We start from the raw sequence: 12,691 nt of genomic DNA, 5'->3' as shown, positions 1-12,691 counted from the left end.
CCCGTGCCTGCCGGGTCAGGCCGCGCCTTCGGTGATGATCAGGGCGAACTGGGTCTCGAGCGGGGTGACCGCGGCAAGGCGGTGAGAGTCCCTGTCGGCTGAGTCGTGTGCCCCGTTGCCGTGGCCCATGGTCGTCGGCCAGGGGTCGGTGACCTTGCGGGTGCCGGTGTGGTCGACCAGGTAGATGCTGCCGTGGGGTGCGCGCCAGAGGTAGATACCCGGGAAGGGCTGCTCGACGGCCCAGCTGCCGTGGGTGCGGACCCGGTGGTGGAACCGGCCCAGCGGGCCGAGGTTGTCCATCCCGGTCTGCCCTACCGAGGCGCCGTGGCGGTAGGGCCGGGTGTGGTCGAGGTCCATCCGGCGGCTGGTGTTCGACGCGTACGGGAACACATCGGCCGGGGTGCGCAGGTGCACCGCCTCGCGGAGCCGGTCCGGGACCTCGTAGGCGTCCACGGCCGCCTGGCCGGCGAGGTCGATCACCGGCTTGATGGTGAACCGGCTGGTCGGGCCGAGGAAGTCCCGGACGTACTGCGCCGAGATCGGCCCCTCGCCCTCCCAGCGGGCGACCCCGTGGCCGGTGGCCAGGGTGTGGTCGGTCAGGTGCACGTACAGGGTCACCGTGGGCAGCAGCCGGGCCCAGTCCACCCCCACCACGTGCCCACGGCCCTCGGCCGGTGCGGGCAGGTCGGCCGGCCGGAACCAAGCCGGCTGCGTGAACGGCGACGGGTCCCCTGTCGGTGACGACTGTGCGCCGCTGGCCGGTGGTGACGTCGAGCCTGCCAGCGTCGGCCTTGCTCCGCAGGTGGGGCAGGACAGAGCTGTCCCCGGGCCGGGGTCGGGTGGGTCGTCGGCGTCGTTCTCGCCGGGGTGCAGGTCGTGCTCGCCGAGCCTCGGCGGCCCGGCATCCGGCCCAGACGTCGAGTCCGACCCTGAATCCGGGGTGGTGCGGGATGTCGGACCAGACGCTGGACCGTCGAACGGCAGTGGCTCGTCGTGATCATCGGGCGAACGGGCCGGCATCGGGCTGTTCGCTCCGGTGCGTTGTCCGGGAGGCGGACCACCCGCAGCGGAAGCCGCGCCTGAGCCAGGCGTGTCTGCGGCGGGGGCGGTCGTACCTCTGCTGTGGGCGTGCTTGTAGGCGGCGAGCAGCTCGACGGCCTGGAGCGGGTTGGCGAGCAGCAGCATCGCCTTCACCCGCAGTTCGTCCGCGTTCTCGGTCTCCCCGAGCGCCCGCAGGGCCTGGCACAGGTAGTCCAAGGTGGCGTCGATCCGGGTGATCACCGCCGCGGTGGACCTCACGTACAGCGTCTTCTGGCCGTGCTCGTTGGACCGGCCGACCTTCGCGAACTGCTCCGCCGCGGCCGCCGCCTCCCGCGCCGCCGCCGCCTCCGGGTCCGCCTCCACGACCCGGGCCTCCAGCACCGTCTCGAACCTCGACCATGACAGCCGGCCGTCGGCGTACTCCGCCACCCCGGCATCGACGAACAACGCCTGCTCGAGTGTCAGGTCCCGGGTCGCCACCGCGACCTTCCGCGCCACCCACGTCGCCACCTCACACGCCATCACCCGGGCCCACAGCCGGGGCAGCCGGTGCCGCACGTCGAGCACGTCGGCCAGCAGCGCCCGGGCGGCGTAGGTGGAGATCTCCAGCTCCCCGGCCACCTCGGAGGCGGCGAACTCCCGCACCAGCGGCGTCCCCACCCCACCCAGGCACACCGCCCGCTCCATCCCGGTGAACACCCGCCCCGCCCGGCCCGCCCGACCAGCGGTCCGCTGCACCGAGTCGGCGTGGCACAGGTCCGCGAAGTGCGCCACCAGCAAGAACACGTCCCGCTCCGCCTCCACCCGGACCCGACGCAACCGAGCCAGCGACGCCAGCGTCCCCGCCGCATCCTGGTCCTCGATCACCGCCTCCATCACCCCAACCTACGACCGACCACCGACACTTTCCGGCCACCCAGAACGAGGCAGATCCCCATCTGTGCAAAGAGATTCCAGACTCCGCGCGGGGCCCAGGACCGACCGACCTTCCACCCGCGGGCGTCCCCTCAGCGCTGACGCCCGACCACCACCCGCTCGACCAGGATCAGCAGACCCGGCACCAGGCTCAGCCCGAGGAGCAGCAGGAACGTCGACCACGTCACCGGCTCCGTGCCGAGCAGGTCGCGCAGCCCCGGCACCAGCACACCCGCCACCTGGAGGAGGCCCGCGCCCAGCACCGCGAACTCCAGCCCGCGCGCCTTCCAGCCGGCCCCGTTCCGCGGTGCCCGGAGCGCCATCGCCACCCCGAGCTGCGCGAGCCCGATGGTCAGGAACACCCACGTCTGCACGTGCTCCCCGCGCGACTGTGCGAGCAGCCCCGCGCCCAGCGAGACCAGTCCGATCAGGATGCCCGTGCGGACGATCCTCCGGGCGAGGCCCTCGCCGAGGACGGACTTCTCCGGCGACATGGAGGGCCGCTTCATCACCGAGGGGTCGAGCGGTTCCCCGCCGAACGCGACGCCCGGCAGCCCGTGCGTGAGCATGTTGACCCACAGGATCTGCGCGGCGTTCAGCGGCAGCGGCAGCCCGAGGAACGGGCCGACCAGGATCACGGCGACCTCCGCGAAGCCACCCGAGAGCCCGTAGCGCAGGAACGTCCTGATGTTCGAGAAGATCCGGCGTCCCTCCGCGACCGCCACCACCACGGTTCGCAGGTCGTCGTCGGCGAGCACCAGGTCGGCCGCCTGCCGCGCCACCTCGGTGCCCCGCTCGCCCATCGCGACGCCGATGTCCGCTCGGCGCAGCGCGGGCGCGTCGTTCACCCCGTCGCCGGTCATCGCGACCACGTGCCCCCGGTCCTGCCACGCCTGCACGATGTCGACCTTCTGCTCCGGCTTCGTGCGCGCGTAGACCCCGATCTCCTCGACCCGGTCCCTGTGCTCGCCGCGCGCGACCATGTCCCCGACCGCGACCTCCGGAGCCGCGGCCGTGATCCCGAGCCCCGCAGCGATCGCCCGCGCCGTCTCGGGGTGGTCCCCGGTGATCAGCACCAGCCGCACCCCCGCCGCCTGACATTCCGCCACCACCTTCGCCGCGCCCTCACGCGCGGGGTCGGAGATCGCGGCGAGCCCTACGAGCGACAGCCCTCGCTCGAGTACGTCGGATGCCGGCCGCTGGTCGTACGACGCCTGGGCGACCGCGATCACGCGGAACCCCTGCTCCGCGAGCTCGTGAGCCGCCCCCCGCGCCGACTTCACCGCGTCCACCGCCACCGCGTCCACGGCCACCGCGTCCGCGCTCACCGCGTCCGCCGCCACCGCGTCCGCCGCCACCGCGTCCAGGGTCACCGCCTTCACCGCGTCCACGGTCACCGCGTCCACCGCGCTCCCGGGCACCCCCGTCCCGCCTCCGGCCACGAGGTCCAGCACCACCTCCGGCGCCCCCTTGCAGACCACCAGCCACGGCCCGCCGCGCTTCCCGCCGAGCGGCCCGCGCCCCTCCCCGCCGCGCGGCGCCCCGACCCACCGGTCCAGCGTCGTCATCCGCTGCCGCTCACTGTCGAACGGCACCTCCTCCGCCCGCTCCCACGACGCCCGGACGGCCGCCGTACCGACCCGGCCCTTGGCGGCCGCGACCAGCAGCGCCGCCTCCATCGGGTCTCCGACGATCATCCACTCGCCCTCGACCGGGCCCGCGAGGTGCGCGTCGTTGCACAGGACCAGGTCGCGCAGCAGGTCCTCGGGCGCCGCCGTGCCTCCGGCGGACTCGATCGCGCCCGACGTGCCGTACCCCCGGCCCGTGACCTCCGCCCGACCGGTCGGTGTCCACAGGTGCTGCACGACCATCCGCCCCTCGGTGAGCGTGCCGGTCTTGTCCGACGCGATCACCGTCACCGACCCGAGCGTCTCGACCGCGGGCAACCAGCGCACCACGGCGGACCGCTTCGCCATCCGGTAGGCCCCGAGCGCGAGCGCCACCGAGACGACCGCGGGCAGCGACTCCGGGATCGCGGCCACCGACAGGCTCACCGCGAGGATCAGCATCTCCGCGACGCCCTCGCCGCGCAGCAGCCCGAGCCCGAACACCAGCGCCGCCAGCGCCAGCACGATCCCGACCAGCAGGTGGGAGAGCCGCGAGAGCCGGCGCTGCAGCGGGGTGGGACGGATCCCGGCGGTGGCGATCAGCGCGGCGATCCTGCCGAGACCGCTGTTCGCGCCGGTGCGGGTCACCTCCGCGACCGCACGCCCCCTCGTCACCACGGTGCCGGCGAGAACCTCCGATCCCGCGTCGCGTGCCACCGGCACCGACTCCCCCGTCATCGCGGACTCGTCGACCTGCATCGAGAACGCCTCGACCACGTCGGCGTCCGCCGGCACGATGTCCCCGGCCTCGAGCCGGAGCAGGTCGCCGGGGACCACCTCACCGGCCGGGACGACGACCAGCCGCCCGTCGCGGTACACGTGCGCCTGCGGTGCGGCCATCCGCCCGAGCGCGGCGATCGCCCGCTCCGCCCGCACCTCCTGGAACACCCCGATCGAGGTGTTGAGGACCACGACGATCCCGATGATCGTGGCGTCGGTGTAGTCACCGAGCGCCACCGTGACCACGAGCGCCCCGAGCAGCAGCATGATCATCGGGTCACGGAGCTGCTCCAGCACCCGCCGGAACCACCCGCGTGGCGGCGCCTCCGGCGGCTCGTTCGGTCCGTGCTCGGCCAGCCCGGCGGCCGCCTGCGCGGTGGTCAGGCCCCTGCGCTCGGCGAGTCTGTCCATCAGTCTCATCCTGCCCGCGCAGCGGTCTGCGGCACAGAGCCGTTGGACCCTGCCGCCGTTCCCCGGCCACCGGCCGGCTTCCCTCCCCTGGGAGACTCGTCGCCGTGACCGACGTACGCCGCCACTGGCCCGCCCTGCTCGCCGACCACACCGCGATCCGCGGCCGGTTGGTGCGGGCGTACGACGACCCGTCCCGGAGCTACCACGACCTGCGCCACCTCGCCGAGGTGCTCGACCGGGTGGAGCTTCTGCTCGGCGAGGACGGGATGGACGCCGTGGACCGGGACGCCGTGGTGCTGGCCGCGTGGTTCCACGACGTCGTCTACGACCGGCACGGGGACAACGAGGAGCGCTCCGCCGTCCTCGCCGAGCGCGAGCTCGCCACCGTCGACGTACCCCCGCTGCTCGTCGAGGAGGTCGCCCGCCTGGTCCGTCTGACCGCCGGCCACCGGCCCGACGACGTCGACCTCGCGGGCCACGTGCTGTGCGACGCCGACCTCGCCATCCTCGCCGCGGACCGGGAGCGGTACGACGAGTACGTGCGCGGCGTGCGTGAGGAGTACGCCCACGTCGACGACGCCCACTTCCGCAGCGGCCGCGCCGGCGTGCTGCGCGCCCTGACCGACGCTCCGTGGATCTTCGGTACGGCGCCCGCCCGCACGCGCTGGGAGGAGGCCGCCCGCGCCAACGTGGCCCGCGAACTCGCCTCCCTCGAGGAGCCGCAGCAGCCCGAGGATCCCGCGTCCTAGACGGGCCTAGAGAAGCGCCGGCTCCCGCAGCGCGAGCATGCCCCGGTCGGCGTCGAGCACCGCCGGGACGCCGGTCGGGAACGCCAGGTTCCGGTCTGCGTGACCCGTGGGTACCCCGAAGAGCGTCGGCACGCCGAGCGGCACGAGCCGGTCCCGCACGAGGCCCCGCAACGACTCCGGCGTCCCGCAGCCGGTGAGCTGGCCCACCGCGATCCCGCGCACCCCGTCGAACCACCCGGCGCGGAGCAGGTGGGTGAGCATCCGGTCGAGCCGGTACAGGTCCTCGTCGACGTCCTCGACCACCGCGATCGCCCCCTCGGCGGGGACCGAGGTCCGCGTGCCCACGTCGGCGGAGAGCAGGGCGACGTTGCCGCCGACCAGCACCCCCTCCGCCCGTCCCGGGAGGAGCACCTCGACCGGCTCCGGGGTCAGCGTCATCGCCTGCCCGGGGTCGAACAGCATCGCCCGCAGGTGCGCCCGCGACTCGTCGTCCCCCGACCCGAGGCTGGTCACGACCGGCCCGTGGATCGTGGAGGCGCCCAGCCGCGCGCCGAACGCCTGGTGCAGCGCGGTCACGTCGGAGAACCCGATGAGCACCTTCGGGCCCGCCGCCGCGAGCGCGTCCCAGTCGAGCAGGTCGACCATCCGCTGGACGCCGTACCCGCCGCGCGCGCAGAACACCGCCGCCACGTCCGGGTCGCACCAGGCGGCCATCAGGTCCGCGGCGCGCGAGGCGTCGTCGGCCGCGAGGTAGTCGAGCGGTTCGTACCGGCCGCGGGTCCCGGGCAGCTCGCGCACCTCGAGCCCCCAGGAGCGGAGCACGGCGAGCCCCGCGTCGAGGCGGTCCGCGGGCACCGGCCCGGCGGGCGCGACCACCGCCACGGTGTCCCCGGGGCTCAGCCGGCGTGCCCGCACCAGCGACTGTCCCGCTCTCCTCGGCCTCAACGCCTCCGCCTTCCGTCGTCGCAGCCCGGCGCCCAGCAGGCGCCGGATCAGCTCCCGGCTCGACACCGGCGTGGCCCCGGCCGCGACCACCATCGCGTAGCGCTCGGCGGGGATGTCGTAATGGTCGCGGTCGAACCCGCGCTGCGGGATCCCCAGCGACGCCGCGAACCGGTGCAGCTCCTCGAAGGACTCGTCGCTGGCCAGGTGCGACCACAGCCGGCCGTGCCCCGGCGAGTTGGGCGGGTCGATCAGCAGGGTCATCAGGTGTACGGCGTCGTCCGTCGGGCCAGCTCGTGGTCCACCGCGTCGTCGACCAGCATCCGCCACGAGCGGACGTGTGCCGCGTCGACGTACGCCTTGGTCCACGAGCCACCGGGCCGGACCGTCGAGCCGACGTGGAACTGCCGCACCCCCGCGCGCGCCAGCCACGGCACGTGCTCGCCGCGCAGGCCGCCGCCGGCCATCAGCAGCCGGGCGACCTCGGGGTCGGCGGCGGCACGCTCCACGAGCTCGTCGCAGCCCGCGTCGAGCCCGCGCACGGAGCCGGCGGAGAGCACCGCGTCGACGCCAGGCAGGTGGCGCACCTGGCGCCACGCGCGGTCGGTCTCCAGGGCGGAGTCGATCGCGCGGTGGAACGTCCACGGCACGCCGGGCAGCCTGTCCGCCAGGTAGCCGCACACCTCGACGTCGATCTCGAGGTCGCTGTCGAGGAAGCCGAACGCCAGCCCCTCGGCGCCCACGGACAGGTAGTCCTCGGCGAGCCCGACCAGCCGGCTCAGCTCGCCTCCGGTGGTGGTCAGGCCGTCGTTGAGGCGGAGCATCACCCGCACCGGGATCTCGGTCTCGCGGCACAGCCTCGAGACCGTGCCCGGCTCCGGGGAGAGCCCGCCGGACTCGATGTCGTTGACCAGGAAGAGGCGGTCGGCGCCGCCCTCGTCGGCGCCCGGGACGTCGCGGGGGTGCAGGACGACGACCTCGAGCAGAGCGCCCCGCTCCTGCATGTCCCCACCTCCGGTGCTCACAATAGACATCGTGACATCCGACGACGCCCTGATGACCGCGCGCGCTCTCGTGTTGCACGACCTCGAGGTGACGCGCGCCGCCAACCCGGAGTCCGTCTCCGCCCTGGAGGAGGCGGTGACGACCCGGCGGTGGTGGACGTCGCAGTGGGCGGAGGGCAAGGAGTACGTCGCCGGGCTGATCGCCCAGGACGTGCAGGACGCCCTCCTCGACCGGGTCGGCCGCTGGCCGCTGTGCCGGGCCTGCGACCACCTCGAGCCGCACGCGCTCTACATCCACCCCGAGCTCGGCGGCCCGGAGCCGACCTGGGTGTGCGAGCACTCCGGGATCGCCGTGGCCCCGCTCGGCTCCCTGCCCCACTGACCGTCGGCGCGGCGCCGCGCGCCGACGGTCACCCCGCCGTCGCCGTCCACCCCCGCCGTTGCCTGCACCGGTCAGGACGGTCGTGAGAACACGCCGAGGCCGGACCGTTCTCGTCCACCTGGACGGGATCGGTCCGGCCTCGGCTTCCCCCGGCTGGTCCCTATCGGCGACGGCGCCCGATCAGCCATCGCAGCACGACCAGGACGAGCACACCGCCGGCGAGCTGCTTCCAGTAGGCCCGCAGCAGGATCGGCAGCACGGTCGCGCCCAGGTCCAGCGCCTCCTCGCCGCCGCCGACCTCACGGCCCGCGGAGACCCCGGCGTACGTCGACGCCGGCGCCTTACGTGCCCCCGTCGGTATCCCGTCGGCGACACCGGCCAGCGGGGCGGCCCCGGCCTCCGCCGGCGCAGCGGCAGGCGCAGCCGCCTCCGCGAGCGGCGGCGCCTCGGCGCCCATCGGCTCGGCCGGCACCTCCTCGACGGGGCCGACCTTCGACTCCAGGCAGGCGATGAACTGCCCGAGCAGCTTGTCGGAGACGTCCTGGATCACGCCGCGGCCGAACTGCGCCGGCTTGCCGGTGATGGACAGGTCGGTGACCACGCTGGCCCGGGTCGAGCTCTCCCCCTCGGCCTGCAGCGACGCGGTGACCGTCGCCCCCGCCGTCCCGTTGCCGCGCTTGTCCTTGCCCTTGGCCTCGAGCACGAACCGGTGACCGTCCGCGTCCCGCTCCAGGAACGTGCCGGTGCCGGAGTACAGCAGCGAGATCGGGCCGAGCTTCACCTTGCAGGTGCCCTTGAAGTCGTCGCCCTCGACCGAGGTGAGCGCGGCGCCGGGGAAGCACCCGGTGACCATCTCGAGGTCGTTGAAAGCCTTCCAGGTGTCCTCGACCGAGGCCGGGACGGTGAAGTCGTGCTTGAGCTCCATCAGGTCCTCCCTCCAGCAGTCAGCCGGGACCGTCCCGCCCGCACGGCCCTCACGCCCCCGCCGCGGCGAGCACGGCGCGACGGGTCAGCACGGTCGCGAGGTGGCGCCGGTAGTCGGCGTCCCCGTTGAGGTCCGAGGGCGGGTTCGTGCCCTCGGCCGCCGACGCCGCGGCCGCGCGGACCGCCTCGTCGGTGGCCGGCTGCCCGGCGAGCGCCTGCTCGACCGAGCGGGCCCGCAGCGGCGTGGAGCCCATGTTGGTCAGGCCGACCCGGGCCTCGGTGATCGTGCCGCCGTCGACCTTGACCGCCGCCGCGACCGCGACGATCGGCCACTGGTGCGCGACCCGCACGAACTTCTCGTAGTGGCCGCCCCAGCCGGTGTACTTCGGGATCCGGATCTCGGTGAGCAGCTCTCCCTCCTGGACCGCGGTGGTGAACAGGTCCTCGAAGAAGTCGTCGGCCTCGACCGTGCGCGTGCCGCCCTGCCCGGCGATGGTGAACGTCGCGCCGAGCGCGAGCACCGGCGCGCCGAGATCGCCCGCGGGGTCGGCGTGCGCGAGCGCGCCCCCGAAGGTCCCGCGGTGCCGCACCTGCGGGTCGGCGAGCTGCTCGATCGCCTCGGTCAGCACCGCGGCGTGCTCCCGCACCAGCGGGTCGTGGAACACGTCGGAGTGCGTGGTCATCGCGCCGACGACGATCGCGTCGCCGTCGTCGCGCACCCCGCGCAGCGAGTCGATCCGGCCGAGGTCCACGACGACGGACGGCACGTTGAGCCGCATCCGCAGGACGGGCAGCAGGCTCTGCCCGCCGGCGAGGACCTTGGCGTCCTCACCGCCCTCGGCGAGCGCCGTGAGCGCCTCCTCGACGGTCGTCGGGGCGACGTACTCGAACTGTGCGGGGATCATGCGCTGGCTCCGTCCGTGCGGTCGGCCACGTCGGCCTCGTCGAAGTGGGGCATCGCGGCGTTCTCGGTCGGCTCGTCCCCGCCGGCACCCCGGTCGTGGATGGCCTTCCAGATCCGCTCCGGCGTGCACGGCATGCGTACGTCCTTGACCCCGAACGGCCGGAGCGCGTCGACCACCGCGTTCACGACCGCCGGTGTCGACGCGATCGCCCCCGCCTCGCCGACGCCCTTGGTGCCGAGCGAGTTGCTCGTCGCGGGCGAGGTGGTGTGGTCGGTGTCGAAGCTGATCGTGTCGGCCGCGGTGGGAACCAGGTAGTCGACGAACGACGCCGAGACGAGGGTGCCCGCGTCGTCGTACACCGCCTCCTCCCACAGCGCCTGCGCGATGCCCTGGACCAGCCCGCCGTGCACCTGCCCGGCCACGATCAGCGGGTTGACGATGTTGCCGACGTCGTCGACGGCGACGTACTTGCGCATCTTCACGCCGCCCGTCTCCGTGTCGATCTCGACCGCGCACAGGTGCGTGCCGTGCGGGAACGAGAAGGTCGACGGGTCGAAGGTGGCGTCGGAGTCCAGGCCCGGCTCCACGCCGTCGGGGAGGTTGTGCGCGGTGAAGGAGGCCAGGGCCACCTCGGCGATCCCCATCCCCTTGTCGGTGCCCTTGACGCCGAACCGGCCCTCCTTGAACTCGAGGTCGTCGACGGAGGCCTCGAGGAGGTGTGCCGCGATCGGCCTGGCCTTCTCGATCACCTTGTCCGCGGCCTTCACCACCGCCTCGCCGCCGACCACGAGCGACCGCGAGCCGTAGGTGTCCATGCCCTTGTGCGAGATCTGGGTGTCGCCGTGGAGCACCTCGACGTCCTCGAACGGCACGCCGAGCCGGTCCGCGATGATCTGCGACCACGCGGTCTCGTGCCCCTGCCCGTGCGGGGAGACGCCGGTGACCACCTCGACCTTCCCGGTCGGAAGCATCCGCACCGCGGCGTGCTCCCACCCGCCGGCGCCGTAGTTGAGCGACCCGAGCACCCGCGACGGCGCGAGGCCGCACATCTCGGTGAAGGTGGAGACGCCGATCCCGAGCTGGACCGGGTCCTTGGACTCCCGGCGCCGCCGCTGCTCGGCGAGCAGCTCGTCGTACCCGAACATCTCCTTCGCCTTGGCGGTGGCCTCCTCGTAGTTGCCGGAGTCGTACTCGAGGCCGCAGACCGAGGTGAACGGGAACTCCTCGTGCTTGATCCAGTTCTTCTCCCGGATCTCCAGCTGGTCCACGCCGAGCTCGTCGGCGAGCTCGGTCATCATCCGCTCGATCGCGAACGTCGCCTCCGGCCGGCCGGCGCCGCGGTAGGCGTCGACCCACGTCTTGTTCGTGTAGTAGTTGGTGCAGTTGAACTGGTAGGCGGGGAACTTGTAGATCGCGTTGAACATGAAGGCGCCCAGGATCGGCACGCCGCCCCCCACCACCCCCGCGTAGGCGCCGAGGTCGGCCATCAGGTCGACCTTCAGCCCGGTGACGGTGCCGTCGGACTTCGCGGCCAGCGTCAGCTTCTGCCACTGGTCGCGTCCATGGTGGCCCGACATCAGGGACTCGGAGCGGGTCTCGGTGTACTTGCACGGCTTGCCGGTACGACGGGCGGCGAGGACCGTGATGATCTCCTCCGGGGTGAACTGCAGCTTGCCGCCGAAGCCGCCGCCGACGTCGGGCGCGATCACCCGGATCTTGCTCTCGGGGATGCCGAGCACCACCGCGAGGAAGAACCGCACGATGTGCGGGATCTGCGTCGAGGACCACAGCGTCAGCTGCTCGCCGGTGGGGTCGGCCACGAAGGAGCGTGGCTCCATGAAGGCCGGGATCAGCCGCTGCTGGCGGTACTCCCGCTCGATGACGACGCCGCTCTCCCGCGCCTCGGCGATCGCCTCGTCGACCGCGGAGCCGGTCCCGGCGTTGGCCGAGTCGAACTGCCAGAACGCGGACTTGTTGGTGCCCAGGTCGGGGTGCGTGAGCGCCGAGTCGGTGGCCGCCTCCTTGAGGTCGAGCACCGCGGGCAGCTCCTCGTAGTCCACGTCGACGAGCTCGGCGGCGTCGCGCGCCTCGGCGGCCGAGCGGGCCACCACCACGGCGACGATCTCGCCGGCGAACGCGACCCGGTCCACGGCGATGGACGGGTGGACCGGGGTCTTCTGGTCGGTCGTGATCGCCCAGGCGGTGGGCAGGCCCCCCTGCTCCTCGGCGACGTCGGCGCCGGTGATCACCGTGACCACGTTGGTGGCTGCCTTCGCCTCCGAGGTGTCGATGTGGGTGATCTTCGCGTGCGCGAAGGGGCTACGCACCATCGCGAGGTGCAGCATCCCGGTCAGCTGGATGTTGTCGGTCCACTTGGTGCGACCGGTGATGAGGCGCTGGTCCTCCTTGCGCTTGCGGGCGTTGCCGATCTCGCGCCGGGCGGGGCGGTCTTCGGTGACGGTCATGCCGACGCACCCGCCCCTTCGGACGCCGCGGCCTGCACGGCCTTGACGATGTTGTGGTAGCCGGTGCAGCGGCACAGGTTGCCCTCGAGACCGAGCCGGATCTCCTCCTCGGAGGGGTTGGCGTTCTCGTTGAGCAGGTCCACGCTCTGCATGATCATCCCCGGGGTGCAGAACCCGCACTGGAGGGCGTGACAGTCGTGGAAGGCCTTCTGGACGGGGTGCAGCTCGCCGTCCTGGGCCAGCCCCTCGATGGTGGTGACCTCGTGCCCGTCGGCCTGCACGGCCAGGACGTTGCAGGACTTCACGCTCTTGCCGTCGAGGTGGACGGTGCAGGCGCCGCAGTTGCTGGTGTCGCAGCCGATGACGGTGCCGGTCTTCCCGAGTCGTTCGCGAAGGTAGTGGACGAGCAGCATGCGGGGCTCGACGTCGTCGGAACAGCTGGCGCCGTCGACCTTGAGACTGATGCGGGTCATTCGATCAACTCCCGTGGAGGGTGAGGTGCGAGGATCCGATCGTTGCCGTTTTGACGAGTTGTGACAAGGGTCACGTGGGACTGTCTCAGCAAG

Annotated in this window: 10 protein-coding genes; 2 read left to right on the top strand and 8 right to left on the bottom strand. The window is 73.1% G+C overall.

Features of this window, described 5'->3' with window-relative positions:
* Window positions 1–15 precede the first annotated feature (15 nt).
* Both K1X13_RS19370 and K1X13_RS09660 read right to left on the bottom strand, forming a co-directional pair.
* Window positions 16–1,917 carry a hypothetical protein gene (locus K1X13_RS19370; RefSeq protein ID WP_221024885.1) on the bottom strand — a complete coding sequence of 634 codons (1,902 nt, stop codon included), beginning with the start codon at window positions 1,915–1,917 and terminating at the stop codon, window positions 16–18.
* A 131-nt stretch (window positions 1,918–2,048) separates the two neighbouring features.
* Window positions 2,049–4,754 (bottom strand): cation-translocating P-type ATPase, encoded by a 2,706-nt coding sequence (locus K1X13_RS09660; RefSeq protein ID WP_225914927.1) that lies wholly within the window; start codon window positions 4,752–4,754, stop codon window positions 2,049–2,051.
* 104 nt (window positions 4,755–4,858) lie between these two features.
* Between K1X13_RS09660 and K1X13_RS09655 the strand changes: the two genes are divergently transcribed.
* Window positions 4,859–5,503 carry an HD domain-containing protein gene (locus tag K1X13_RS09655; RefSeq protein ID WP_221024883.1) on the top strand — a complete coding sequence of 215 codons (645 nt, stop codon included), beginning with the start codon at window positions 4,859–4,861 and terminating at the stop codon, window positions 5,501–5,503.
* Between the two features lie 6 nt (window positions 5,504–5,509).
* Here K1X13_RS09655 and K1X13_RS09650 read toward each other — a convergent pair whose 3' ends face one another.
* A complete protein-coding gene (locus K1X13_RS09650; RefSeq protein ID WP_225914926.1) occupies window positions 5,510–6,709 on the bottom strand; it encodes a DUF4031 domain-containing protein in 1,200 nt (399 codons plus the stop codon).
* A complete protein-coding gene (locus tag K1X13_RS09645; RefSeq protein ID WP_221024882.1) occupies window positions 6,709–7,449 on the bottom strand; it encodes a copper homeostasis protein CutC in 741 nt (246 codons plus the stop codon). Before K1X13_RS09645 ends, K1X13_RS09650 begins: the two co-directional genes overlap by 1 nt.
* 31 nt (window positions 7,450–7,480) lie before the next feature.
* Between K1X13_RS09645 and K1X13_RS09640 the strand changes: the two genes are divergently transcribed.
* Window positions 7,481–7,831, top strand: a complete 351-nt coding sequence (locus K1X13_RS09640; RefSeq protein ID WP_308249479.1) for a DUF8819 family protein — start codon at window positions 7,481–7,483, stop codon at window positions 7,829–7,831.
* Window positions 7,832–7,991: 160 nt separating this feature from the next.
* On the opposite strand, the gene K1X13_RS09635 is transcribed toward K1X13_RS09640, so the two are convergent.
* Genes K1X13_RS09635 through K1X13_RS09620 form a run of 4 tightly spaced genes read right to left on the bottom strand, consistent with a single transcriptional unit; the run spans window position 7,992 to window position 12,598 of the window.
* Complete coding sequence (locus tag K1X13_RS09635; RefSeq protein ID WP_221024880.1) at window positions 7,992–8,756, bottom strand: SRPBCC family protein; 765 nt, start codon at window positions 8,754–8,756, stop codon at window positions 7,992–7,994.
* Window positions 8,757–8,805: 49 nt separating this feature from the next.
* Window positions 8,806–9,660, bottom strand: a complete 855-nt coding sequence (locus K1X13_RS09630) for an FAD binding domain-containing protein (protein WP_221024879.1) — start codon at window positions 9,658–9,660, stop codon at window positions 8,806–8,808.
* The gene (locus K1X13_RS09625; RefSeq protein WP_221024878.1) at window positions 9,657–12,125 is read right to left on the bottom strand and encodes a xanthine dehydrogenase family protein molybdopterin-binding subunit; all 2,469 of its coding nucleotides are present in this window, start codon (window positions 12,123–12,125) and stop codon (window positions 9,657–9,659) included. The genes K1X13_RS09630 and K1X13_RS09625 overlap by 4 nt, the downstream gene beginning before the upstream one ends.
* On the bottom strand, window positions 12,122–12,598 hold the full coding sequence (locus K1X13_RS09620) for a (2Fe-2S)-binding protein (protein ID WP_221024877.1): 477 nt from the start codon (window positions 12,596–12,598) through the stop codon (window positions 12,122–12,124). Before K1X13_RS09620 ends, K1X13_RS09625 begins: the two co-directional genes overlap by 4 nt.
* Window positions 12,599–12,691: the final 93 nt, after the last annotated feature.

The organism is Nocardioides jiangsuensis (genome assembly GCF_019679455.1).
GTDB classification, from domain to species: Bacteria; Actinomycetota; Actinomycetes; order Propionibacteriales; family Nocardioidaceae; genus Nocardioides_C; species Nocardioides_C jiangsuensis.
This window is presented reverse-complemented; position numbering and strand designations above follow the sequence as displayed.

Bases quoted from the DNA above. Each gene is read 5' to 3' on its own strand.
- K1X13_RS09630 (WP_221024879.1), bottom strand. From the start codon at position 9,660: ATGATCCCCGCACAGTTCGAGTACGTCGCCCCGACGACCGTCGAGGAG.
- K1X13_RS09620 (WP_221024877.1), bottom strand. From the start codon at position 12,598: ATGACCCGCATCAGTCTCAAGGTCGACGGCGCCAGCTGTTCCGACGAC.
- K1X13_RS09660 (WP_225914927.1), bottom strand. From the start codon at position 4,754: ATGGACAGACTCGCCGAGCGCAGGGGCCTGACCACCGCGCAGGCGGCC.
- K1X13_RS09650 (WP_225914926.1), bottom strand. From the start codon at position 6,709: ATGACCCTGCTGATCGACCCGCCCAACTCGCCGGGGCACGGCCGGCTG.
- K1X13_RS09645 (WP_221024882.1), bottom strand. From the start codon at position 7,449: ATGCAGGAGCGGGGCGCTCTGCTCGAGGTCGTCGTCCTGCACCCCCGC.
- K1X13_RS19370 (WP_221024885.1), bottom strand. From the start codon at position 1,917: ATGGAGGCGGTGATCGAGGACCAGGATGCGGCGGGGACGCTGGCGTCG.
- K1X13_RS09635 (WP_221024880.1), bottom strand. From the start codon at position 8,756: ATGGAGCTCAAGCACGACTTCACCGTCCCGGCCTCGGTCGAGGACACC.
- K1X13_RS09625 (WP_221024878.1), bottom strand. From the start codon at position 12,125: ATGACCGTCACCGAAGACCGCCCCGCCCGGCGCGAGATCGGCAACGCC.